This window comes from Proteocatella sp. QWL-06 (assembly GCF_058684135.1).
Genome location: NZ_CM178755.1, coordinates 47,290 through 72,288, shown reverse-complemented (window position 1 = coordinate 72,288; position 24,999 = coordinate 47,290). Strand labels below are relative to the sequence as shown.

The 24,999-nt window shown below is 44.6% G+C and carries 23 protein-coding genes and 1 riboswitch; of the genes, 4 read left to right on the top strand and 19 right to left on the bottom strand.

Annotated features, from left to right (window positions below):
* Positions 1 to 6: 6 nt before the first annotated feature.
* Positions 7 to 393, bottom strand: coding sequence for a hypothetical protein (locus tag AC4PGZ_RS00380; RefSeq protein ID WP_492159105.1), 387 nt, complete (start codon positions 391 to 393; stop codon positions 7 to 9).
* Between the two features lie 92 nt (positions 394 to 485).
* Between AC4PGZ_RS00380 and AC4PGZ_RS00375 the strand changes: the two genes are divergently transcribed.
* The 3 genes from AC4PGZ_RS00375 (at position 486) to AC4PGZ_RS00365 (ending at position 3,102) form a co-directional block, all read left to right on the top strand.
* On the top strand, positions 486 to 734 hold the full coding sequence (locus AC4PGZ_RS00375) for an AAA-type ATPase lid domain-containing protein (RefSeq protein WP_492159104.1): 249 nt from the start codon (positions 486 to 488) through the stop codon (positions 732 to 734).
* A 277-nt stretch (positions 735 to 1,011) separates the two neighbouring features.
* Positions 1,012 to 2,511 carry a metallophosphoesterase family protein gene (locus AC4PGZ_RS00370; RefSeq protein ID WP_492159103.1) on the top strand — a complete coding sequence of 500 codons (1,500 nt, stop codon included), beginning with the start codon at positions 1,012 to 1,014 and terminating at the stop codon, positions 2,509 to 2,511.
* Between the two features lie 63 nt (positions 2,512 to 2,574).
* Complete coding sequence (locus AC4PGZ_RS00365) at positions 2,575 to 3,102, top strand: DUF1003 domain-containing protein (RefSeq protein ID WP_492159102.1); 528 nt, start codon at positions 2,575 to 2,577, stop codon at positions 3,100 to 3,102.
* On the opposite strand, the gene AC4PGZ_RS00360 is transcribed toward AC4PGZ_RS00365, so the two are convergent.
* The 8 genes from AC4PGZ_RS00360 to AC4PGZ_RS00325 all read right to left on the bottom strand — a co-directional run bounded on the left by AC4PGZ_RS00360 (position 3,083) and on the right by AC4PGZ_RS00325 (position 12,179).
* Complete coding sequence (locus tag AC4PGZ_RS00360; RefSeq protein ID WP_492159101.1) at positions 3,083 to 3,820, bottom strand: alpha/beta fold hydrolase; 738 nt, start codon at positions 3,818 to 3,820, stop codon at positions 3,083 to 3,085. The two genes, AC4PGZ_RS00365 and AC4PGZ_RS00360, sit on opposite strands and share 20 nt — an antisense overlap.
* A complete protein-coding gene (locus tag AC4PGZ_RS00355) occupies positions 3,810 to 5,531 on the bottom strand; it encodes a bifunctional lysylphosphatidylglycerol flippase/synthetase MprF (protein WP_492159100.1) in 1,722 nt (573 codons plus the stop codon). Before AC4PGZ_RS00355 ends, AC4PGZ_RS00360 begins: the two co-directional genes overlap by 11 nt.
* 116 nt (positions 5,532 to 5,647) lie before the next feature.
* Complete coding sequence (locus AC4PGZ_RS00350; protein ID WP_492159099.1) at positions 5,648 to 6,091, bottom strand: hypothetical protein; 444 nt, start codon at positions 6,089 to 6,091, stop codon at positions 5,648 to 5,650.
* 27 nt (positions 6,092 to 6,118) lie between these two features.
* Positions 6,119 to 6,298, bottom strand: coding sequence for a hypothetical protein (locus tag AC4PGZ_RS00345; protein ID WP_492159097.1), 180 nt, complete (start codon positions 6,296 to 6,298; stop codon positions 6,119 to 6,121).
* A gap of 24 nt (positions 6,299 to 6,322) precedes the next feature.
* Positions 6,323 to 6,541 (bottom strand): hypothetical protein, encoded by a 219-nt coding sequence (locus tag AC4PGZ_RS00340; protein ID WP_492159095.1) that lies wholly within the window; start codon positions 6,539 to 6,541, stop codon positions 6,323 to 6,325.
* A 265-nt stretch (positions 6,542 to 6,806) separates the two neighbouring features.
* Complete coding sequence (locus AC4PGZ_RS00335) at positions 6,807 to 9,080, bottom strand: bifunctional diguanylate cyclase/phosphodiesterase (RefSeq protein WP_492159094.1); 2,274 nt, start codon at positions 9,078 to 9,080, stop codon at positions 6,807 to 6,809.
* Positions 9,081 to 9,119: 39 nt separating this feature from the next.
* Complete coding sequence (locus tag AC4PGZ_RS00330) at positions 9,120 to 10,778, bottom strand: sensor domain-containing diguanylate cyclase (RefSeq protein WP_492159093.1); 1,659 nt, start codon at positions 10,776 to 10,778, stop codon at positions 9,120 to 9,122.
* 27 nt (positions 10,779 to 10,805) lie between these two features.
* Positions 10,806 to 12,179: a putative bifunctional diguanylate cyclase/phosphodiesterase gene (locus AC4PGZ_RS00325; RefSeq protein ID WP_492159092.1), complete on the bottom strand. Its 1,374-nt coding sequence runs from the start codon at positions 12,177 to 12,179 to the stop codon at positions 10,806 to 10,808.
* Between the two features lie 181 nt (positions 12,180 to 12,360).
* On the opposite strand from AC4PGZ_RS00325, the gene AC4PGZ_RS00320 reads away from it, so the two are divergent.
* Positions 12,361 to 13,815, top strand: coding sequence for an IS6 family transposase (locus AC4PGZ_RS00320; protein ID WP_492157960.1), 1,455 nt, complete (start codon positions 12,361 to 12,363; stop codon positions 13,813 to 13,815).
* Positions 13,816 to 14,079: 264 nt separating this feature from the next.
* On the opposite strand, the gene AC4PGZ_RS00315 is transcribed toward AC4PGZ_RS00320, so the two are convergent.
* From AC4PGZ_RS00315 to cobJ, 10 genes are all read right to left on the bottom strand, one after another.
* A complete protein-coding gene (locus AC4PGZ_RS00315) occupies positions 14,080 to 14,772 on the bottom strand; it encodes an HAD family hydrolase (RefSeq protein ID WP_492159091.1) in 693 nt (230 codons plus the stop codon).
* A 181-nt stretch (positions 14,773 to 14,953) separates the two neighbouring features.
* A complete protein-coding gene (locus AC4PGZ_RS00310) occupies positions 14,954 to 15,727 on the bottom strand; it encodes an acyl-CoA dehydratase activase (RefSeq protein ID WP_492159090.1) in 774 nt (257 codons plus the stop codon).
* 185 nt (positions 15,728 to 15,912) lie between these two features.
* Positions 15,913 to 16,749, bottom strand: a complete 837-nt coding sequence (locus AC4PGZ_RS00305) for a transglutaminase domain-containing protein (RefSeq protein ID WP_492159089.1) — start codon at positions 16,747 to 16,749, stop codon at positions 15,913 to 15,915.
* 97 nt (positions 16,750 to 16,846) lie between these two features.
* A riboswitch (cyclic di-GMP riboswitch) is annotated at positions 16,847 to 16,929 on the bottom strand.
* A gap of 114 nt (positions 16,930 to 17,043) precedes the next feature.
* On the bottom strand, positions 17,044 to 17,688 hold the full coding sequence (locus AC4PGZ_RS00300; protein WP_492159088.1) for a precorrin-8X methylmutase: 645 nt from the start codon (positions 17,686 to 17,688) through the stop codon (positions 17,044 to 17,046).
* Positions 17,689 to 17,707: 19 nt separating this feature from the next.
* Positions 17,708 to 19,066, bottom strand: a complete 1,359-nt coding sequence (gene cbiT, locus AC4PGZ_RS00295) for a precorrin-6Y C5,15-methyltransferase (decarboxylating) subunit CbiT (protein WP_492159086.1) — start codon at positions 19,064 to 19,066, stop codon at positions 17,708 to 17,710.
* 1 nt (position 19,067) lies between these two features.
* On the bottom strand, positions 19,068 to 19,430 hold the full coding sequence (locus AC4PGZ_RS00290; protein ID WP_492159085.1) for a sirohydrochlorin chelatase: 363 nt from the start codon (positions 19,428 to 19,430) through the stop codon (positions 19,068 to 19,070).
* Complete coding sequence (hemB, locus tag AC4PGZ_RS00285; RefSeq protein WP_492160234.1) at positions 19,430 to 20,407, bottom strand: porphobilinogen synthase; 978 nt, start codon at positions 20,405 to 20,407, stop codon at positions 19,430 to 19,432. The genes AC4PGZ_RS00290 and hemB overlap by 1 nt, the downstream gene beginning before the upstream one ends.
* A 35-nt stretch (positions 20,408 to 20,442) precedes the next feature.
* Positions 20,443 to 22,932 carry a uroporphyrinogen-III C-methyltransferase gene (cobA, locus tag AC4PGZ_RS00280; RefSeq protein WP_492159083.1) on the bottom strand — a complete coding sequence of 830 codons (2,490 nt, stop codon included), beginning with the start codon at positions 22,930 to 22,932 and terminating at the stop codon, positions 20,443 to 20,445.
* Between the two features lie 34 nt (positions 22,933 to 22,966).
* Positions 22,967 to 24,265 (bottom strand): precorrin-6A reductase, encoded by a 1,299-nt coding sequence (gene cobK, locus AC4PGZ_RS00275; RefSeq protein WP_492159082.1) that lies wholly within the window; start codon positions 24,263 to 24,265, stop codon positions 22,967 to 22,969.
* A 1-nt stretch (position 24,266) separates the two neighbouring features.
* On the bottom strand, positions 24,267 to 24,995 hold the full coding sequence (gene cobJ / locus AC4PGZ_RS00270) for a precorrin-3B C(17)-methyltransferase (protein ID WP_492159080.1): 729 nt from the start codon (positions 24,993 to 24,995) through the stop codon (positions 24,267 to 24,269).
* Positions 24,996 to 24,999 lie beyond the last annotated feature (4 nt).

Sequence of the window (24,999 nt, the reverse complement as noted above, 5' to 3'; positions counted from 1 at the left end):
CCTCTCCTACAAAGGTCTTGTTCTCACAGTTTCTATGATTTCGCTTACAACCATTATGAGGGCAGCTACAAGATAATGCCCTGCGAATACGCCAAGTATGCTCGTCATAACAAACCCTGTTTCCATCCAGTTTATGCTGCTCTGAGTCTTTTTGAGCAGGCCCGATACCGTCCTGAACATCGGCTGATATATCAGCATCAGCAATGCTATCATAAGATAGAGGTTCTGCACTCTGTCCGGAATCTTGAAATACATCGCCACGATGATTATGAAAATCGAGGACCCCAGCTTGCCGAGCTGCCTCGCAAACCTCTCCTCGCTCGACTTTGCCGAAGTCATCAGCGCTGTCTTTCTGCTGCCTGCATTTTTATTATCAAAGTTATCCTTCTTCATCTTAATTATATTTTCTCCTTCTGATTTCCTGATTCAAGAATCAGCTTCATGAACAATCCATATGTTTTTATTATAACATTTGATTGAAGACGGTGCAACGAATTGGCAAAATTAAAAAGCTCTACAACTCAGAAATGAACAAGAACATCCGAAAAATCTCTCCCGAAGTACTCGAACTATTCAACGAGTACGACTGGCCGGGAAACGTAAGAGAGTTCAAGAATATAATAGAGAGCGCGTTCAACTTCTCGTCCTCCTCGCTCTACGAAGAAGATTCACTAAAAACGGCGACCGAGAATTTTGAAAGTCTGTGCTGTTTTCATATCCGTATTATTAACTAATACTACACACTTCAAAAAGTGCTTATGAACCTTGAAAATTTAATAATATTTGACAAATAAAAAGTATTGAGTTTATTTATGAGCGCACAGGGCAATATATTAAAGAAATGGGTATAAGTACTCAGGGGATAAAACTCAGGACTATAACCCACCCTGGATTTAGACTTCAGCATAGAAAAAAGAATAATGGCGATGGAATATATGAAAAAACCACTTAATCTTAATCAGGATATAATTATTAATACCGTTTGAAAGCAGACAAGGCGGGGATGTGACTATGAAAATTAAGAAGATTATCAACATAGCTATAGTCATCTTGTGCTTATTTCTTGCAGCAGGTGTAGGTGCTTTTATCTACAATAGTGAAAATAGCTATAAAATTAGTAACGATTTTGTAAGCATACCACTTCAATTCAATCCGGATGACTCCTCTTCAACTTATCAAACGCAAAAGGCAGATATCACCGTTCATGGTGGTTTTATTAAAGGGATTCAAAGAGATAAATCCGGAACAGAAAGCATTGTTATCAGAGCGCTATCACCGCTGCCGACAGTAACCGTCGTTGGTGATAAAACAGACACAGTTTTATTGCTGATTGAAAATATAAACCCTGATTTTTATGCAAAGAGCATTAGTGGTGGTAATTTATCTTTGGAAAAGGTGAAAATTAATACTCTGCGGATCAGTATTGCGATTATGGAAGGCGGAACAATAAAAATTGATCCATTAAAACCAAGCAGCAAAGACAGCACGGGAAAGTATAAATACATCATCCTCGGTGATAATCGAGATGGGTATGATACTTTTGGACAGATAATTCAACAGGTAAACGGAGAGAACCCTGTATTTGTCATTGACAATGGAGACCTCGTATTCAGCGGAAAACCAAACCAATACCGGCTATTTGACCAAATGATATCGAAGGTATCCACAACATTATGTACCGTTCCTGGAAATCATGATGTTCGCGGGAATGGCCGAATCACTTATACTACGCTGTATGGTCCAGAGTATTATTCCTTTGATTTCGCAGACAGCCATTTTGTGTTTTTAGATTCGTCTCCGGGCTGGGATGAAAAGCAGGCGATTTCCGATGAGCAATATGCATGGTTGGAAAAAGATCTGCAAAAGGCTAAAGATAAACGTATTTTTGTTATTACACATATACCTCCAAAAGACCCAAGAAGCGGTGTAACAGCCAACGAAATTCCAAACTATGTAAACGAAGCAAACAGCGATGGAAATTGGTTGGAAAATAAATTGAATAATTACAGCGAAAGTAAGAGTATGAATCACGGTTTCCAAGATCCAGAAGAAGCTGCAACGTTTGAGAATCTCATGAGTAAGTACCATGTAGATACTGTATATCTCTCCCATATTCACAGTTATCTGGAATATACAAAGGATGGAGTGAGATACCTGATTACCGGGGGTGCTGGAGCAGAGCTTTTGACAAAGAACAGCTATTATCACTATATGATTGCAAAAATTGGAGACATCAACACAGCAACTATTGTAGAACTTCCATCACCAGCAAATAATTATCTCACTAGATATGGGGTGACAGTACAGCTCTTTGCTAATGCAATGTATAAGGAAAATCCTGTTGCGGTTGTTTTTGTTATAGCAGGACTTGTTCTGCTCCTGATTTTACTAATTATCAAGCTGTTTTTTTGGAAAAAGCAGCCGCTTGAGACGCTGTGGAAATGGCTATACGATATTGGGAAATATGCAGTGAAACATTTTAGAGAGATATATGGTAATAAATATAAATAATGTAACATTGGAATGCGTTATCACTGATTTTACGTGGTAGAACTTAAGAACAGGAGAGAAAATATGTCATTTAATCAACAGAGATCAGATTTAATAAAGATAATTCTTGAAGATGAAACAATTATTGCTGAGGAAGATGAAATACTTCACATGTTATTAAAGCAGCAGGTTACTAAAAATCCTAATACGGAAAATGAAAACAAATTGACCGCAGGCCAAAAAGCAGCAGACAAGCTTGCTAAATTCGCAGGTAGCTGGGTTTTTATAATAACATTTTTTATAATCTTAACTGCATGGATTGTATTAAATGCAGTAATCCTTGTAAAACCATATGATGTTTATCCTTTCATTTTGCTTAATCTGATTTTGTCCTGTCTTTCTGCTATTCAGGCTCCAATTATCATGATGAGCCAGAATCGTCAGGAGGAAAAAGACAGAATAAGAGCTATCAACGATTATAAAGTGAACCTGAAAGCGGAGATAATGATTGAAGATATTCATGAAAAATTAGATATTCTAATAGACAAACAACAAGAGGTTTATGAAAGATTAAATGCATTAGAAAAGCCTACTAATTCTTTCGATTGCTAAAAACATCTTTTAAAAAAATTTTCATCACCGCATTGATTTCATCAGGCTTTTGTCTAAGCAGGTTATGCCCGCCGCCCTTGACAATATAAAGCTCTGAGCTACTAATCTGTCCAGCTATATGTTTGGTATGCTCTTCTTTAATAACATCCCTGCTTCCTGCGATAAACAACGATGGGATGCTGATGGCATCCAAATGATCCTGGGATATATTCGGGCTATTTACGATTAGTGATAGCTTCTGCGCCATTCGATTAAAAAAAGAGCAAAACGAGATACAACGCAAAAACGCATATCCGATTTTCGCAGGAATACGAATGAACGATTTCAGTCCATCTGCTTTTGTATTTGCACCAATAAGAATCATCGCCAAAACGTTATGTGGGTGATGACAGGCAATTTTAAGAGCAATATTGGCTCCGTCACTGAAACCAATAAAGGCTGCTTTTTCAATGCCAAGCTCATTCATCACCGTGATTATATCCTCTGCCATTACGTCAATGGAGAGCCTCTTTTTCCCGTGGCTGGATTTTCCATGGCCTCGGCTGTCTATTGTAATGACACGAAATGTATCTGTAAAAAAGACAAGCTGCTTATGAAATAGCTTTGCACTTTGCATGTTGCCGTGCAGCATAATCAGCGGAACCCCATCACCATAGCTGCGATAATACAACATAGCATGACCGCACTTCACAAATCCTTCTGAAAAATCATTTATCACCTTTTTTGAACACCTCCGAGAGCACTATTTTCGATATGCCTGTTTTGTTCTGACACCTCACTAAAGCCAACGCAAGCCTAGGGGAAAAGGGCTTGGGGTAAAAAGCCAGATATCTCGGGATCCAGTGCGTAGGTGCATATTTTTCCTTTGCATGATGGAGTTTTTGAAAACCATAGCTTTCATTCATATTTTCGTATATATAGGCAAACAGCTTTTCGGTAAAGGTTGACTTGTCTTTGTCTGCAATATTATATAAGGGAGAAAGCCCCATATTTCCCCAATGAATACCCTCATCCTTTAACTGCATAAAGCTCTCATAGATAATTTTCTCAAGAACACCTTGAGGTGCATCATTTCTTCTGCGTGTTACATCGGCAAGATAAGCATCTTCATATGGTAAAAATACCACAAATCCCAAAATGAGTCCATTTTCATCGCAAGCGTAAAAATAACGACGGTCAAGTGGCTCCCAAAGGCCCGTTCCACCTATGGTAAACTGCATCTCATATCCGCCCTTCGTTTTTAACCATTCTTCGGTAATGTCAGCCATTTGCCGCTCAATCTCTTCGCTTTTGTTCTCTGCAGGCCGATATTCATGTACTTTTATTCCTGCCTTAGTGGCGTGATTTATTGCAGCACGTACCTTTGCCACCTTTCCTCCTGACAAATTGTAATTCTCAAGCTCAAAGCAGCAGTCCTCGCCCATCTTCACCAAACCGAAATCGGCGGCTTGATAAAGCGCATAAAAATAGTCAGTCACGTTCACAAACAGAATCTGATAGGCGTTTTTTTTACAATAATCTATAACTTCATTCAGAAAAACAAACCCATCCCGATTTGCGCAAATCATATCCCCACAAACTACAAAAACATCATTCACAATGGTATACGCACAAACTCCTTCGCATTTTGTGCCGAAGAAATATTTTTTATCATTTTCAAGTGCAAGATATGACATTGGATTTTGCCCAAACTCCAAAACCAGCTTGCGAACTTTTTCACGGTCACGTTTTGTAATAATTGGATGATAGATTATAGGTTTTAAAAGCAGAATAACAGCAGATACAATGCAAATCCAGTTAAGCACAATCAGTGAAAAAACATAAATTTTAACATAAGCTCCAATGGCTGTAATAATTCCGGTATCAAGAAAAATCAGCAATTTAAATGAGCTGATGAATGCATCAATAATATCGTGAATCCCGGTAATGTGACCACGAAGCATAAAAAGTCCGACTGTTCCGTTAAGTAGCACCAGACAGAAAGAAACGCCAACAAACCCCAGTGCCTTTTTCACAGTTATGGGGTCTGTTTCTCTGCTAAAATCCTTATAGCTCATAGACAGAACCATAAACACAAACAGTTCGATTAGTATAATAGGAACGGTAAATCTATGATAATGAATAATTTGCAAAATAATTGTAGTAAAAAGCAAGGCCACCTCAATCGCCCATGCCAACCGAACACGCTTTGATAAACGATATGCAAGAATAAGCATCAGTAATCCCAATACAAAAGAAAGGGAGTGATGAAGAACTACATCACTTGGGTTGATAACCGAACCGTAAAAATGCTCGAGAGATTGAATTGCTTTCAGCGGCAAAGCTGCCAATAGATTTTTCAGTGCGATAATCATAAGCAATACAATGGCTGTATTTTGTAAATATTTTTTCTGTTTTTCTTTGAAAAAAGCAGTCATTTTTAAAATCATCCTCCAGTCATTTTAATATCATTATCATTCATAACAGTGAAAACAATGTTATCTATGAAGCATCTACCCATATAATATTATCAATTTCGTATTTTTGAAGTGCGAAGTATGAGTTATTAATACATCTCTCTGAGCCTGAATTTCCCTACCAGACTTTTCAGAAGTTCTGCCTGTCCGCTAAGTTTTTCACTGGCAGCTGCGCTTTCCTCCGATGTCGCACTGTTTGTCTGAACAACTGACGATATCTGTTCTACCCCGACATTTATCTGAGATGCCGACTCAGCTATAGATGCGGACAGTTCCTCTATTGAGCTCGCCTGCTCCGTAGCACCCTGAGAAAGTGCCTGCGCGGCGATACGTATTTCATCGACAGGCGTAAGTATAGCCTTTCTTAGGGCCGCCATCACTATAAGTACTACTATGAAAGCAACAATCACCGTTGAAATAAGTATTATTCTGCCATTTGACATCGCTTTATGAGCTGTGTCATTCTGAATCTTTGCTCTCTCCATCTGCTGACCGGATATTTCAATCAGCATATAGTTGGTTTTTTCAAACATCGGCAGATACTTCGTATCAAAAACTATTTAGGCCTTATCATTTTCGTCTAATTTTATCAAATCTGAAATTTCTTTATGAATAGGTGTTAAAATATCAAAATTTGCTGTTATCTGTGCAAGCACCTCTTGATCTACTCTTGCATTAAGCTTAAACTCATCCATTCTAGTGATTAGACTTTCTGCATCCTTATACGCATCTTCAAGCATAATCTTTATCTTGCTCTCATCCTTCTACATCATAGCCATCACAAGATTTCGCTGTACAGACACCATATCTCTGCGCATATGCCACACACTTGATGTGTTTGGAACAGTCCTTTCCGCATACCGGTCTACCTGTTCTCCAATTTTGTTCATGCTGAATATTGCAGCTCCGGCACTGATTAGCAGCATAAGCAGCACAAGCACGAAGCTTAACATTAATTTTTCATTGATTCTTAAATTCTTCATGTCCATTCTTACTTTCGTTTTTCTCCCATTTCTCCTTTTCTCCGTTCACAGAAATAATATCAATATATTATACCATTTTACATACAATTTGTATGCCATATATTTTAATCAGTTAAATTACCTCTTATTTAAAGCTTTTACATAATCTGCTTACCTGAATAATGGATGAATCTGTAATTTTTTTTACTACGTTAAGCATAAATATATTACAAAAAACATAGAAAAGCCTCCAAATCGACTTTTCCAACTTAGAGACATTTCCTATTTATATATTGAATTCATTCACTTCGTATTTTACAGGGTTGCTCTTCTTGTTCTGCTCGACAAATCTCTCGAGCTCTGCAAAAGGCATTGGTCTTGCAAATACAAATCCCTGTCCATATTTACATCTCATTTCCCTGAGCATATCAAGCTGCTCTCTGGTCTCTATGCCCTCGCATACAGTGCTCAGTCCCAGCTCTCTTGAGAGCTCTATCATTCCCCTGAGGATATTTATTCCCTTTTTATCGATCTCTATGTTAACAAGGAATGAACGGTCAAGCTTCAGGGTGTCCACATTGAATTTGTGCAGGCATGCCAGCGATGAGTATCCTGATCCAAAGTCATCTATCGATATAGATATGCCGAGCGCATTTATTTCAAGCAGCACCTCGTGGATACCTTCATATTCGTATACGGCCACCGTCTCGGTAACCTCCACCTGCATAAGCTCCGGCTCTATCTCATGAGCAGCGATGCAGCCCTTTATATAATCGACTATGTCAGCCTGGTAGAGCTCTACCCTCGAAAGATTTACAGATACCGGAAGCATTTCAAGCCCTTTCTCTCTCCACTGCGCCATGTCTCTGCATACCTGGTCGAATACGAATCTTCCAATGTCCACTATCTGCTGTGTCTTTTCTGCAAGAGGTATGAATTCAGCAGGGCTTATAAATCCCGCTTCCCTGTGATTCCACCTTATGAGCGCCTCAGTAGAAACTATTCGCTCCGTCTCTATCTCAAACTTCGGCTGATAGTATATCTCAAAATCACTATTTTCAACCGCTTTCTTTATCTCCTCGGTCAGCCAGTTCTCTTTCTTGATGTCATCTGTAAAACTCTCTTCATATATCTCATACGGCGTCCTTCTGACATACTTTACTCTTTTTCCCGCAAGCTGTGCCTTATCAAATATCTGCTCGCTCTCCTCAGTCCTGTCCTCCACAAAGTAAATCCCTGCAGATATGAGAACTTCCTTATGGCCGGCAAAGCGCTTTTTCATAGCCTGCGCGACCTTGTCTATCCTGCGAAATACCGTATTTATGTTGCTGTATGGTACAAGTATCTGAAAATTGTCGGCGCTTATCCTGCCTATTACTGCATCTTTTCCAAATGCCTTCTTCAGCTCGGAGGCCATGGCCTTCAGCACGGAATCTCCAAACTCATAGCCAAATATTCCGTTTATTATCTTGAAATTGTCTATGTCTGCATATATTGCGGCAAGCCTGCTGCCTGAGTCCTCGAGCATCAGGGCTGCTGATCTTCCAAAGCCTTTCCGGTTGAGCACGTTGCAGAGATCATCCTCATAGGCGACCTTTCTCAGCGAGGCTTCATTTTCCTTCTTTTGATATAGTATGTATGCTATTATCATGCAGAAGAGGATAAATGTCAGCACGAAAAGGCCTCTCACCTGCCTGATTATAATGGTCGAGTGCTCAAACACCATATTATATGGAGCTGCCATTATCACAGATATCCCGCCCTGTGGCTCAGCACTTCTCATGCCGTATTTATCCTTTAGATGCACAGATGACACATAGTATTTTATGCCTTCATATGTATACACGCCATTTTCAGGCTCAGCCGAGAGAAATTTAGACTTGAGGCGCTGAGTATCCACGCTGCTGTTGTTTCTTGAAAGCTCAAGGAACATGTTCTTTCCTACCATTTCCTTTTTAGGATGCACAAGGATATTCCCCCAGTAATCCAGCAGGAATCCATGGCCGGCTCCGTCAAAAAATTCAAGCTCAATCGCCCTGGATATGTTCTGGATTTCAAAAACACCGTATATTATGCCTTCGTATCTCCCATCTTCAATAACAGGCGAAGAGAATATTATAACGTTACTGTATTTATCCCTGAAGTCCCTTATTACCGGACTCATACCTGATCCGGTACGGGAAATCTGGTCATACAGCTCCGAACTCACAAGGCTTATCTTTTCGCCCTCAGAGCTGTATCCCTTTCCATTTTCATCGGCAAATGCTATCTCCGTGAATATGTTCTTTTCCGTCCAGCCTTTCAGCCGGGCTATATTTTCCGCCTCTGCATGACTGTCAAAATCACGGGCCTCAGAGGCAAGAGTATTCATAAGTTCCATGTTGCTGCTTAGCTTCTGCTCTATCCTTGCCGCAGTCTGAATCGTAATCTCGTTCAGATGCATCTCCGCCTCGCTCATGAGGGAGCTCCTGAAAAAGGTAAGATAGAATATAGAGCCAACTGCAAAAACTGTTATGACAAGCATCCCTGCCAGTTGATAATAGAATTTCCTGTTCTTCATAAGCACAGCCTTCGCTCCTGTTCATTTTTAAATCAGTCATCACATCTGTGATATCTTCCTGTAATTGTATTTTATGGCATACATCTTTTCATCCGCCTCTTTGTACATATCCATGACCGGCCTGTCAGCCTTCCTGTCGTAGCTTGCAAATCCGTAAGCCATGCTGACCGGAAATCCAAGGTCGGTGCACAGAAGAAGCTCGTCAAGCCTCTCGAGATGCTGCTCAACCTCCTGTACATCCATGTCAGAAAGCACTACGCAGAATTCATCTCCACCGGTGCGGTATATCCCCTCATTTTTTATGAATACCCTCTTAAGGGAATCCGCCATAGTCCTTATGGCACGGTCTCCCATCAGATGTCCCATCGTGTCATTTATCTTCTTCAGGCAGTTTGCATCTGCAACCACGAGTATGAAGCTGTCCGAATTACGCTTGAGATGCTCAAACTTCTGCATGTCCTCTTCGAACTTCGTGCGGTTGCCTGCACCTGTAAGCGCATCAGTAAATGCAATCTCCTTGTACAGCCTGTCCTCGTAAATCCTCGCTACCTTCTCTCTGGTCATGGTCACGAAGCTCATTATCATGAATGCTGTCATTATCGCGAATCCCAGCGGAAGTATACTGTCCAGAGTGTCATATACTGCAGAGCTGTAGAACATTGAAATCTCATAAAGCACAAACCCTGACATAACGAAGGTCCCTGTGTAGAATATCTTCAGAGAGAGGTCCTTGCTGAAGAATCCCCTGCATGCGGTATAGAGTATAAAAGGTACGTTTATTATCACAAGAACGTGAAATACCGGAAGCAGCTCGAAAAAATCTGCGATTCCTGTCAGCTTGAGTGTCACGGCTACTCCAAAAAAGCCAGCCATCAGATGCAGGAAATACCTTCGTCTTGCCAGCTCCGGCCTCCAGCTTTCTGCTATGAATCCCCAGAGACCCACAGGCATTATATATATGCTCATGTATTCAATATTATATATCAGCGCCCAGTCCGCAATGAACATCTGCCCTGTCTTGCTGCTGCATATTATCCACATCGACGATGAGATTATAAAAAGCGACATGTATACAAGAGATGCCATCCTTACCCCAAATCCCATGTAGGCAAATCCAGCAATCATCATCAGTATCCCTGTCACAAAAAGCCCCGACGCTATTATGAACATGAGTCCGTAATCCGGAATGAAATTATGCTCATTCACGGCTCCGTCTATGAGCTTTATGCCCCCGAGAGTTCCGATATCAGAGTCATCATTTTTCTCAAGCCTTATCTTGAGCGCGCCTTCAGGATTGAGCTCTGGGAGTACGCATACTACCTTGCCGCTTCCGTTCTTCAGCCTCTTGTCGGCACCGTTGAAAATATAGCTGTATATTTCTCTGCCTTCATAATATACCCAGACGTTCTTCTGCGATACATTGAAAGACACCGCTGCTACCTTGAAATCATTAGGCGGTATCTTTGTATATAATTCTATGACCTGAGCGTCTTTATTTTTAATACTATAAGGCATGGTAGTATTGTATATCTCTGCATCAGAGTCTGAAACTACTGTCCATCCATAATTCATGCATACGGGAGCCGATCCTTCTGGCCTTTCCAACGCTCCCCTGTCCGCAATTATAAGTATGAGAGCGCTGCATATTATGCAGTACGCCAGAAATGCTCTTTTTATATATCTTGTTCTTTTCCCCATAAGATCCCCTTTCGGATGATTTCAGAATCAGCTGATGAGCATTCTTCTAAAGTCAGCTTCCTTCATTGGTCTTGCAAATAAAAATCCCTGCCCATAGTCACAGTGAAACTTCTCCAGTGTGCTGAACTGGTCCTCCGTCTCTATACCCTCACATATAGTTTTGAGCTCAAGATTCTTTGAAAGCTCTATCATCCCCTGAAGTATCTTTCTTCCCTTGTTTTCACAGCTGAGGTCTGTTATAAGCGACCTGTCTATCTTGAGAGTGTCCACATGAAGCTTGTTAAGGCATCCCAGCGAAGAATACCCTGCCCCGAAATCATCTATGGATATGCTCATTCCCAGACGCTTTATCTCTCTCAAGATCCCCTCTATCCTGTCATAATCCGCCACGGCAGCAGTCTCAGTGATTTCTATCTCTATGAGGCTGTAATCTACCCTGTACTTTTCCACAGTCGCCTTTATGAAATCCATGAGCCCTTCCTGAAGCAGCTCTATCCTGGATATATTTACAGAAACAGGAAGCAGAGTCATACCATCATCGCTCCACCGTCTTATGTCAGAGCATACCCTGTCAAACACGAACCTTCCCACCTCTACTATCAGCTGAGTCTTTTCAGCGACCGGAATAAAGGTAGCCGGGCTTATGAATCCCTTCTCCTTGTGTTCCCATCTTATGAGAGCCTCGCTCGCCACGATCTTTCTCTGGGCAAACTCAAACTTCGGCTGATAATATACGTCAAATGACTTCTTTTTCAGTGCTTCCTTTATCTCCTCGGTCAGCACGTTCTCCTCATGGAGCTTTTTCCCGTAATCCTCATCATATACGGAGCATATCGTGTTGCTCAGGTTCTTTACGCTTCTCCTCGCGATGTTGGCCTTGTCGAATATGATGTCGAGCTGCGACTCCTCATCGCTTATGAAATGGATTCCGCATGCAAGCACAAGGTCCTTTCCCTCATGGCATTTCTGGTTAACCTTAGCCTGAAGCTCATGTATCCTTCCTGTTATGTCCTCGCAGCTCCTGCAGTGGCACAGGACTCCAAAGGCATCACCCGAAAACCTTCCTATGAGAGCGTCTTCTCCGAAAACCTCCCTTATGGCCTCCGAAAGCCTCACGAGAACTTCATTTCCATATTGGAAGCTGTATACGGAATTTATCATCCTGAAATTGTCAATATCTATGTACGCGAATGCCATCTGCCCCGTCCTGTCACTGAGCAGCTGCCCGGCATCCTTCATAAAGCCCTTATGGTTCTTTATGCTGCAGAGATCATCGTAGTACGTGGCCTTTTCAACGGCATTTCTTGCTCTGTGCTTCATCATAACTGTCCCCGGAACCATTAAAGTGATTATCCCCGTGACAAGAGCTGAATAACCTGCTATCCACAAATTATTTTCCATATATGTTCTCCCGATTCATGATTGGTAGTGTAAAGTTTTACACCCCTATTTTATTTAATATTGCTATATATTCAAAGGTTTTCACTGTTTTTTTAAATAAAAAAACAATGACCCCCCATTTTCTGATATAATTTGAGTTCCAACACAACAAATAAAACAGAAAGGCAAGGGTGCCATTGTTATGTCTCAAATTATAACTCATTTACTACATGTAATTCAATACCAAAATCAACAAATTCGATTTTTAGTACTATTTATTTCAAAATATATTCCATTAGGTCAGTGGGCGCATGACGATACCCACTCACCAAAATATCAAAAATTCAAGACAGACCAACTTCCAATAATCCAGCCATTCATCAAACAGGACTGGCAGTTTCTTCTGTCATACTACGAATCGAAATATCAGAAGAAGATAAAACCAGTTCAGCGCAGGAACGGAAGAACCATACCAGAAGAAATATCATGTCCAGTATGCAATGCTCCGCATCACTATATTTACGATAACAACGGAGACAACGGCCAGTACCAGTGCAAGATATGCAGCCAGACATTTTCCACCGGAAAAAGAGTTACCAAACCATTAAAACTCAAATGCCCTCATTGCAGTCACAGCCTTGTCCCTAAAAGAGACAGGACCTTTTTTAGCATACATAAATGCACCAATCAAAAGTGCAAGTACTATCTCAACAACCTGAAAAAAGTAGATCCGGAAAACCTAGATAAAAAAGAAAAATACAAATACAAACTCCATTACATCTACCGGGAATTCACCGTAGATTTCTTTGAGATGGATTTAAAATCCCTTCCAAAGAACTCATCCTCACTGAAGTTTAGAAAACAAAACGCACATATCATGTCCCTGTGCCTTACATTTCATGTTAATCTTGGACTCTCATTACGAAAAACAGCCCAGGCCCTTGAAGATCTTTACGGAATAAGGATCTCCCACACAATGGTATCCAACTACTGCAGAACAGCTGCGCTTTTAATCAAGCCATTCATAGATAGCTACCCTTACGAAAAATCAGAAACATTTATCGCCGATGAAACCTACATAAAAGTACGAGGCATCAAAGGATACATCTGGTTTATCATGGATGCCGCTTCAAAATCAGTGATAGGCTACCAGGTATCAGCAAGCAGAAGCGTAGGCCCATGCATACTGGCCATGAGAAAAGCCTTCAGAGGAATCCACAAAGTAACAGACAACTTCAAGTTCATAGCAGACGGGTACAGTGCCTATCCACTCGCCGCACAGCAGTTTTCCCTTCAGGAAAACCCCCTGGAATTTGACATCACACAGGTCATTGGGCTTGCAAACGATGATGCAGTATCAAAAGAATACAGACCATACAAGCAAGTAGTAGAGAGATTAAACAGAACCTTCAAAGAAACATACAGATGCACCTGCGGCTACGACAATTTTGAAGGAGCAAATTACTCCGTGTCACTGTGGGTAGCCTACTACAACTTTCTGAGAAGACACTCCAGATTTAACAATCAGGTATTAAATACACACGAAATGCTTGATAAAGCAGAAAACATGCCCGGAAAATGGCAGCTGCTAATCTACCTTGGGCAACAAAGCATACTGAAAATGCAGGAAGAAGCCAAAGAGAATCAAGCCAGTTGACCATCAAAATCAATACATTGATTTTGGCTTGCCCTTGAAATTGAGAAAAATGATGCTAAACTAAAAATCCAATCCCACACAAAAGAGAAACAGCATTATTTTTTGAAAATTCAAGGGTGGTTAAGATCCTTTTGTTGTGCAAAAAAAACCGAATTCAGGTGCTTCGCACATCATTATATTTTAAAGATCGGATACAAAATCTGGCAATCCTTTTAAATCGCTTTTTCATAACGAACTTTACACTACCTCATGATTTTTGTGCTTCTACCCCTGCTGAAGACTCTTTCCTGTAAGCATGGATCTTAGCCCCTCCACAGTCTCTGTGACATAGGTAGCGCCCGCGCCTTCTAGCTCCTGCGTGCCTCCATAGCCATATGAAACCCCTATGCTCTCTATTTTATTTTTCCTCGCTCCTACTATATCATGCATCCTGTCCCCGGTCATTATGACAAGCTCTCTGTCTCCTATTCCTGCGGTCTCTATAAGGTGGGCTATGACCTCCGCCTTGTCGACCCTGGTCCCGTCAAGCAGGCTGCCTGTGATCTGAGTGAAATACTCCTCTATTTCAAAATGCTCGGCTATCCTCTGTGCAAATACCTCAGGCTTTGAGGTCGCAATGTAGAGCTCTCTTCCCTGGCTTTTCAGTTCCCCAAGGAGCTCCTTAATCCCGTCATATATCTCGTTCTCAAATATGCCTGTGTCCGAGAATCTCTCCCTGTACTTTTCAACTGCCTCTGCCGCCTGTTCCTTGCTCAGTCCGTAGTATTCCATGAATGAATCCGTAAGCGGAGGCCCTATGAACCTGCTCAGCTCCCTGAGGTCATCGACCTTGACTCCGAAATGATTCAGCGCATACTGAACGCTCCTTGTTATCCCGTAAAACGGGTCTGTGAGAGTACCGTCCAGATCAAAAAATATGTACTTTTTATCCTGTGGCAGAATCCTGCTTTTATCCATTTTCATTTCTCCTTCTTCATTTTAACACCTTACACTCCATGATACTATCTTTCCCTTCATTTTTCAACTTTTTTCGTGTCTTAAGGACCGATTTTCACTGTTCAGCGAACTTATTTTTCCATGAATTGAAAAAGCCGGCGAACGCTCGCCGACTCTCATCATTATTCTTATATCCTTCTGACTATCTTCTTGCTTTTTTTCCTGCCATTATTGCAGCTCCTGCGGCTCCTGCATACCTTCCCATCGGACTGCTGATCACCTCTGCCTCGAGCTTTCTGCTCAGCATCTCTATCATGTAGCTGTTCTCGCACAGCCCTCCCGTGAGATATACCTTTCCAGCGCCTGTTGAATGCCTGCTGCACAGAGACTTGACCTTGTTTCCTATGGAATCCACTACCCCAAAGGCAATATCCTTCTTCGGTCTTCCCGCCCCTATGAGGCTTATGACCTCTGATTCAGCAAAAACCGTGCACATCGAGCTTATACTGACTCCGCTTCCTTCTCTTGCGAGCTCGCACATCTCATCCAGCTTCATTCCAAGCGTGTTTGCCATTATCTCGAGAAATCTCCCTGTTCCCGCAGAGCACTTGTCGTTCATTATGAAATCTGCTACATTCCCATCCTTAAGGGTTATTATCTTCGTGTCCTGTCCCCCGATGTCTATGACGGTAGCCTCTCTGGTATCAAAAAAATATGCCGCGCCTGCCGCATGACATGTTATCTCCGTCACTGTCCTGTCAGCATAGGGAACGGATATCCTGCCGTAGCCTGTAGCCACGACGGTCCTGCCTCCGCTTGATATGCCGCTTTTCTCAAGGTCATCCTGAATGATCTCAGCCGTTTCGAGCGAGCTCCACCCCGTAGGCATCACCTTCTTGTATACTATCTTGTTTTCCCTGTCCATGGCAACTACCTTTGCCGATGTAGAACCTATATCTATACCTACTCTGTACATTATACCCTCTCCATTTCAAATATCCATACACATACTATTTTACTACATTAACGGCTCTGTGAGGCAGGCTCTATTTATAATATTCGTCTATCGTCACTATAGATTTTTTCTATCACGGTGATGCGCACTCAGACAAGTCTGCGGCATTAAAAAGGCGACGTCTGAATGACATCGCCTGAGCTTTCTTATATTACATCCTGGTAGATGTAGTTTCCTATCTTTATATAGTCTTCGAGCGTAAGTCCGTTCTGCGCGCTGTCAAACTTGTGTTTCTTTGAATCTGTCGGTCCTACGAGGAAGTAATCATGCTTTAGAACCTGTTTTCCGTTTGAAGTTACAGGATCGTCATATGTCGCATCCACGAGCAGCCATTCTCCATCTATATATACGAGGTTGAATGCATGGTTCATCACGTTTGAGGTAACCTGTACGACTGGTATCTCAACCAGCGTCGCCATTATCGTGAACATTCTTGAATATCCGTCACATACCGCTCTGTTGTCTACTGCTACTCCTGCCGGTGAATGTGCATTGTTTCCTGAAGATGCATCGTATACTGTCTCATTTATTATCTTGTCGTGTATCGCTCTGAGCTTCTGAGTATCTGTCATGCCGTCCTTGATTATCTCCGCCGTCCACTGCTTTGCTACGTCTACGACTACAGAGTGATCATATGAGCTCATGTTCTGAAGGTTTATAGAATAGTTTCCGCCTGAGCTCTTTATGCTCATGGAGTTGAAGAAGGGAACCACTGAATATACTCCCTGAAGGAATCTTGTAGCTTCTTTTCTGTCTTTCACGAGGTCTGCGTCTACCTGCATCTGCCATCTGCTTCCTGAATTGGAATCCAGAGTATCCACGCTGTCGATGTTTCTTCTGAATTCTGTGTTAAGCTGTCTAAGATACTCAAGCTTTGAATCTCTCACATCTGCGAAAGAAACTGCTGTGCTCGATAAGATGAACATTGAAGCCATGACAAGCGAGCTTATTTTTTTAGTTATGTTATAAGAATATTTTCTCATAGTAGTTTTTTCTCCTGTTTTTCAATCAGTAGACTACTATCAACAATATATTCCCGAAAAATACCCGAAAAATTTTTCCCAACAAAAAAACTTCTCCTTCGGTAGCTGGCTGCCTGTACTGAGTACTTAGGCCCTTTAGCTTTGCGTCCCATCCTTTCGGGTGGTTTGCTATTATCGCTGAAAAGTAGCATTATATATATTTCCTTGCGTATTATCACCGTTGTTACATACATAATACCATATTTTTTGTTTTAGTGCATTAAATTTTCTGTTTTTTATGTGGCAAACTTGCCTTTATTCTCTTTCAACCAGTGAATATATGAGCGCATTGCAGATTGCCGCCGCAACGTTGCTTCCGCCTTTTCTTCCTCTTGCCACGATATATTCAGCTCCTGATTCCATTATGAGCTCCTTGGATTCCACCACGTTCACGAATCCCACGGGCACTCCGATTATGAGCTCCGGCTTTAGCCTTCCTTCCTTGATCATCTGGTCGAGCACGATGAGCGCGGTAGGGGCATTTCCTATGGCGAATATCAGCGGACGTCCGAGCTTTGCTGCTTTCTCCATAGATACTATTGCTCTCGTCACGCCTCTTTCCTTCGCCTCTTTTGCCACATCCTCGTCAGCGATGTAGCAGCATACCTCTCCACCAAGCTTTGCGAGATGAGTCTTGTTTATGCCCGCCTTTGCCATATTGGTGTCAGTCACTATCACTGCTCCATTTTTGAGCGCCTCTTTTGCCCTGCTTACAGCGCCCGGAGATATCACGAGGCTGTCCAGATATTCAAAATCGGCAGAGGTATGGATTACTCTCTTTACGATGCTCTCATGCTCCGGAGCTATCACAGCATCCGGATAATTCTCCTCAATTATAGAGCTTATTATCTCAAAGCTCTTTGCCTCTATCTCATCCGGCTTTATTATATCTATCTTCATATATTGCTCCCTCTCCTTATTAATGCCCGGCTGCACTGCTGCCTCCCGCAGCATTCCCGGCAGTGCTGCCTGCGCCCGCGGCGCCGCAATAATCTGCCGTTATTATATACACGGGATTGGCGCCTATCATCATGTTGTAGCTTCCCATCTTCTGCGATTTTGCCGCAGATATGCTGAGATACTCAGCATTTTCAAATCCCAGCTCGCCGAGCACCGTGAATGCCTCCGTAAGCGTCTCGAGCGTCACCGTGTTAATCACCAGCCTGAAGCCCCTCGTGCTCCTCGATATGATTGTCTCCAGTATCTGCCTCAGATTGCCGCTGCTTCCGCCTATGAATACCCTGTCCGGCTCCGGCCACGACTCCATACCCTCAGGCGCCCTGCCTTCAGATAGCTCTATGTTATAGCTTCCGGTTGCTGCCATGTTCTTCCTGATTAGCTCTATGGCCTCGGGATTTCTCTCTATAGCATATACCCTGGACTCGCAGGCCTTTCTTGCCATCTCGATCGTAACCGAGCCGGTGCCTGCGCCTATGTCATACACCGTGTCCGAAGGCCTTATGCCGAGCTTTGCCACAGATATCCAGCGGATTTCTTCCTTGGTCATAGGCACCTTCGCCCTCTCAAAGTCGCTGTCCCTGAGCATCTGGGATGAATCTGCCGAATGAGGGTTTTCGATAAGCATGACCGCGAGATTCTCAAATTCAATCTCCGCTATCTCCGCAGCGCTTCCGGACACAAGTCTCTCATCCTCGCTGCCAAGATTTTCGCCGACCGTCACGGTAACGTATCCAAGGCCTGCTTCTGCAAGCTCTCTGCATATGCTGTTCACCTTCTGCTCTCCGCCCGTAAGCGCGAATACCTTCTTGGTGTAGCTTGCGAGCGCGACCATGCTCGTGCTCCTGCCGTGGGCACTCGCTATCCTGACATCATCATAGCTCCTGCCAATCTTAGCGAAGAAGTATGCCATGCTGCTGATTCCGTTAATATACTCGAGCTTTATGTCATGGCGCGCGTCATAGCCGCCAGGCCCGGTTTCCGCTCCCACCGCCGAAGACCGGCAGGCCTGTGCTTCCGCTTTCAGCTTCTGAAGGCCTTTTGCCACGGTCCTCGAGAGGCTGAAGAAACCAACGTCGCCCGAAACCGGCACCGCAATGTTATCTGCACTGCTCTCTATTATCCTCTCAGCGACCTCAGATACCTTGCAGAGCGTGATCACGGCCCCTGGGTTCAGAGTCGTGTCAAGGCTCAAATCCAGCCTCCTTGCCAGGGTGTCCGTCAGTATTATCTCCTGAGCACCGGCAATCGCCTGAGAAGCCTCTTTTGTGAGAGACTCCTCAGTGCCCATGCCGATGCCTGTTATCCTTACCGTCTTCATATTAATATATCTGCGCGATTCTCTCGCTCACTATCTCAGCCAGCCTTGGATCTGCCCCAAGAGTGTCCGCCATCTCCACCTTTATGTCGCCCTTTCCTTCAAGGAATTTTTCTATCTCAGCCGGGATATCTTCCTGTATGTGAAGCCCTGCAAAAAGGAAGTATGGGATAACCTTTATGTCATCCACACCTTTTTCAAGCAGGCTGCTGAGGCCCTTCTCAAGCGTCTTCTCGCTCAGCTGAAGAAATGCATGCTCTATTATCTTGCCCGGATTTGCCTCTCTTACCATCTCCACTATCTTTTCAAGCGTTTTTTCTGTCTCTGTCGCCTTGCTTCCATGTCCAAGTATCAGTATTCCCTTCATTAGCCTATGTCCCCTCTCTTCATCGCATCTGCGAGTTCTTTTGCAAAATATGTTATCAGTACGTCGGTTCCTGCTCTGAACATGCTTATCGCGCTCTCACACATTACTCCGTACTCGTCTATCAGACCCGCCTTTGCTGCAGCCTTTACCATCGCAAACTCCCCGCTCACGTTGTACGCCGCTATCGGCACATTCGTAGTGTCCTTGACTTCTCTTATTATGTCGAGATATGAAAGCGCCGGCTTTATGATCAGTATGTCCGCGCCTTCCTTTATGTCCTGATGGCATTCCTTGAGCGCCTCTCTCCTGTTGTGATAATCCATCTGGTACTGCTTCCTGTTTCCAAAGCTTGGCGCAGAGCCTGCAGCCTCTCTGAAAGGTCCGTAGAATGAAGACGCATATTTTGCGGCATAGCTCATTATGCTCGTATGCTTGTATCCGTTCTCATCAAGAAGCCTTCTTATAGCCGCTACTCTTCCGTCCATCATGTCAGAAGGCGCAACCATGTCCGCCCCGGCCTGAACCTGTGAAAGTGCTGTCTTTGCGATGTATTCAAGTGATGCATCGTTGTCCACGTCATGTCCGCACAGTATCCCGCAGTGACCGTGTGAAGTGTATTCGCACATGCATGTGTCCGCTATGATGTAGGCATCCGGACATTTTTCCTTTATCGCCCTTATTCCCTGCTGCACTACGCCTTCCTCATGATATGCCTGAGTTCCCACCGGGTCTTTTTCCTCAGGTATACCGAAAAGAAGGAACTTGTCCACGCCATGCTCCATAGCTTCCTCTACCGCCTCATGTATCCTGTCCGGGCTGTAGTGAAAATGGCCGTCCATAGATGATATAGGCGTCTTGATGTCCTTTCCTTCCTTTATGAAGAACGGAAGTATAAGGCTGTCTGAAGAAACTCTCGTCTCTCTTGTCATTCTTCTTATCGCATCTGTCTCTCTGAGTCTTCTTGCTCTGTGTATCATTTCCATCTATTTTCTCCCTCTGTTTTACGATTTATCTATTTTCCTGTTTCTATGTTCGATTCTATCCTGTGAAGTATTTCTATCTCTTCTATCATCGAATCCATGGTCGATTCTCTCGAAACGTGGATCCTCATATCATACTTTCTTGCTTCTGCCGCCGTCTGCTCGCCTATGCAGATAGCGCTCACCTTAGTGAAGTCATAGTCCGGGAAGTCCCTCAGTATCGACTGCGTAAAGCCCGTTACCGTAGAGGCGCTCGTGAATGTTACATAATTTATCTTTCCTGCATCCAGCTTTTCTCTGACTGTTTCCGACTCATTGCATACATAGCTCGTCTCATATATATGGACATCATCATAATCAATCTGGTGATGCTCGAGAGTCTTTGGAAGCACGTCGCTGCCCTTGTCCGCCCTAAGTATTAGGACTTTGTCTTCTTTTTCCATGATCGCTGCCAGTCCTGCTGAAAGCGCCGGAGCATCATAGGTCTGAGGCATATAATCCACGAGCAGGTTCCTGTCCTCGAGCCTTTTTCTGGTTTCACGACCCACCGCCGCTATCTTGAGGCCGAAGAATATCCTGATGTCGAGCCTCATCTGCGAAAGCTTTTCAAAAAAGCTCTCAACTCCCGCCGGGCTCGTGAATACCATCCAGCTGTAGCTCCTTATATCCTCGATCGCCTTCTCAAGCCTTGGATTGTCCTCTATGACAGCAGTCTCGATGCATGGGTATTCTATGACATCTGCGCCCTGATCTCTCAGCCTGTCTGCGATCGTGCCTATCCTGTCCTTTGGCCTTGTTACTACAATAGTGCTTCCGTGGAGCGGCTTTTTAGTGAACCAGTCAAACTTGTCGCTGAGCGCGCATACAGTCCCTACTATCGTTATCGCCGGGCTCTGGATGTTTCTAAGCCTTACCTCTGACGCGAGCTCGGATATCGTGGAGACCACCTTCCTCTGATTTGTGGAAGTCCCTTTTTCAACCGTCGCTGCCGGCATCTTAGGGTCCATTCCCGCCTCGATGAGCCCCTTCATGAGCTCCTCTATCGCAGTGAGCCCCATCAGGAACACAAGCGTGCCTTTGTGAGCTACAAGGGATTTGTAATCTATGTCTATCTTCGTTCCTGCCTTCGCATGCCCTGTTATTATGTGTACGCTCGAGCAGCAGTCCCTGTGAGTAACCGGAATGCCGGCATACGCAGGCACCGATATCGCAGACGTTATCCCCGGCACCACTTCAAAATCTATCTCATGCTGGTGAAGCAGCTCCAGCTCCTCGCCGCCTCTTCCAAACAGGAAGCCGTCCCCGCCCTTGAGCCTTACCACTCGCTTTCCGCAAAGCGCATGCTCGAGTATGAGCCTGTTTATCTCGCTCTGAGGAACCAGGTGATGATTGGATTTCTTTCCGACGTTTATTTTCAGGGCATCCTTAGGGATGAGCCCGAGTATGCCGTCTCCGATAAGCCTGTCATATATGACAACCTCGGCCTGTTCAAGCCTCTCTTTTCCCTTGAGCGTAAGCAGTCCCTTGTCTCCAGGCCCTGCTCCCACGAGGGTTACCTTTCCAGTCTTCATACATTCACTTTCCTTCTTGAGATCCTGAGCCAGGGATACCGCAGCGGACTGTGCGTCAGCTATCTTCGCTCTCACGGTTTTTTTATGTACCCTTGGCATGGTAACTGTTATTATCCTGTTGCCGGAAGCGACCTGCGCCTCTTCCTGCCTCTTCATCCTCTCATAGTCCTCCTGACAGACATACATCCCGGTAAGCACTATCTCGTCTCCGTCTATGTTGCTGTGCGCCGCTATAGGAGCGCTGCAGCCTCCGTCAAGTTCCTTTACGAATGCCCTCTCGCATCCTGTAGTAATCCATGACTGGTCGCATGCAAAGTCTCCAAGCAGGCTCACGTCAAAGCCCTTCCTCGCCTGCACCACGATTACGCCCTGGCAGTTTGCGGGAATCATCTCCTCTGGAGTGAAATACCTGCTTATCCTGTGATCGAGTCCCAGGCGCTTCACTCCGGCCGCTGCAAGCACGAGTGCAGAATATTCTCCGCGGTCGAGCTTTTCGAGCCTTGTTATCACGTTTCCTCTGACAGGCTTTATGTCCGCGCCCGGGTACAGCTTTTTGAGCTGCATGCTCCTTCTTGCGCTGGATGAGCCTATGGGCTTTGAAAAATCTATTTCCGAAGCTCCCTGCGGCAGTATCAGCACGTCCCTCGGGTCTTCCCTTCTTCCCGTCGCCACTATCGGCAGCTCAGAAGGTATATCCATAGGCATGTCCTTGAAGCTGTGCACCGTTATGTCCACACCACCATCGAGCATCGCCTTGTCCAGTTCCTTTACAAAAAGGCCCTTGCCGCCAATCTTGTCCAGCGTCTTGTCCAGGATTATGTCTCCCGTGGTCTTCATTGTCACGAGCTCAACCTCGATTTCAGGATTGGCTCTTTTTATGGCATCCATGACGATTTGCGTCTGTATGACTGCCAGCTTGCTTTCTCTGCTTCCTACTCTGATCTTTTTCAAATTTCTGCCCTCTTAACTTATATATTAATGATTCTCACTTATTTGCTTGAAGATATTCTCGCAGCTCTCCTGCAGTCCTCGCTGCCGCCGCATGGTCACTGCCGTCTGAAACGAGGCCTATGCTTATGCCGCCTTTCCTGATGACCGCCGGAAAATAAAAGCTGCACTCCTCACGGCTGTCCGCTACTGAAACGTGTATACCTTCAGCTTTTGCATCTGCTCCAGCCTTCTGGTTTACTTCTCTTGAGTCCGTCGCCGCTATCACCATGAATGAGCCTGAGACGTCTCTGCGCTCATACTCCCTCTCGATGATCTCCAGAAAACCCGGGAGCGCTCTTATTTCCGCACATATCTGCGGTGCTATTACCCTTATCCTCGCCCCGTACTCAAGCAGCACCTTTATCCTTCTTGATGCTATCTTTCCGGCTCCGACCACGGTGACCGTCTTTCCTGACAGGCTCATGAAGAGCGGAAAGCGGGGAAAATCAGCCATTCTGGCCAGTTCGTCTGAGCTGCTGTTTTCCCTCAAATAAGGAAAATTTTCATCTATATGTCTTTGCAGCTCCTCAAGGCTCATGCCCTCTGAATCGGCCTGCCTCGCCTCTTGATCCGAAGGCCTTCCGATAACGACTGCCTCTATTCCCGAGCTCAGCGCTGCCTCCAGCTTGCTGTCAAAACCTCCGGTAGCTCCGGTGTCTTTGGTCACAAGCACATCGGCTCCGACTGACTTTATCATCGCGATATTCATCTCGGTCGAGAACGGGCCCTGCATGCATATTATGTTTGATTTTTTGTATCCAAGCTCCGTTGCTATCCTGAGAGAATCCATGTCCGGAAGAATCCTTGGCCAGACTCTGTCCCTGTAGCTTTCTATTTCTGTATATATCCTGAGATCCTTGCTTCCTGTCGTCAGCAGGATCTTCTTTTTTATGTTCTCCTCGCGGTTTGCCCACTGCGTTACCGCCTGCGCGTCTGCAAGCACAGTCACGCCGGCCGGCTCTCCTGCGAACGTGGATTTTCTTACTATCCTTATATATCTTTTCTGTGCATCCATGCAGGCCCTTCTTATGTTTGCAGTTACCTGAGCGGCGTACGGATGGGTGGCATCTACTACCAGAGTGTTCGGAGCTTCCCCAAGAAGCAGTTCTCTTATCTGCTCCTCAGACAGCCTTCCTGATTCTACAGTCAGGTTTTGGAGCCCGTCAGCTGCGCCATCAAGGACCTCATGACCGTAATCCGTGGCCGTGAATGCCGTAACTCTTATTCCTGTTCTGGCAAGCATCAGCGCTGCCTCCCTGCCCTCAGTTGTCCCTGCAAATACCAAAGCCTTCATTTTAGTTCACCTTGTATCCTCTCGGCGTAACCAGTTTTCCGTTTATTACCCTCGTGGTCTCATTTCCCACGATCACGGTCGTGAACATGTCCACCTTCGCATCCCTCAGCTCAGAGAGGGTGCACAGGGTGTATTCCTCTTCATCTCTTCCTATGTTTCTTACATAGCCGCATTTCGTGTCTGCAGCCTTGTGCTTCATCATCAGGTCGCAGGCCTTCTGAAGGTAATCTGCCCTCTTGATGCTCGACGGATTGTACAGACATATAACCATGTCCGCCTCAGCCGCAAGCTCGACTCTCTTTTCAATCTTCTCCCAAGGCGTCATAAGGTCGCTCAGGCTTATCACCGCAAAATCATGTATAAGCGGCGCTCCAAGCACTGCCGCTCCCGAGCATGCCGCAGTTATTCCCGGCACTACCTCAATATCCACCTCAGGGTGGTTCTCGCAGAGCTCATGCATCACGCCCGCCATGCCGTATACTCCGGCGTCCCCGCTCGATATCATCGCCACGGTCTGGCCCTTTAGCGCCTCATCTATAGCCATCTGGCAGCGCTCGACTTCCTTCTTCATCGGAGTCTGTATGAGCTTCTTGTCCTTTACGATATCCTTTATGAGGTCTATGTAAAGATTGTACCCCGCTATGACGTCAGACTTTCTCAGCGCCTCAAGCGCTCTTGGAGTGATCTGATCCTCTCCTCCGGGCCCAAAGCCCACTACATATATCTTCATGTTT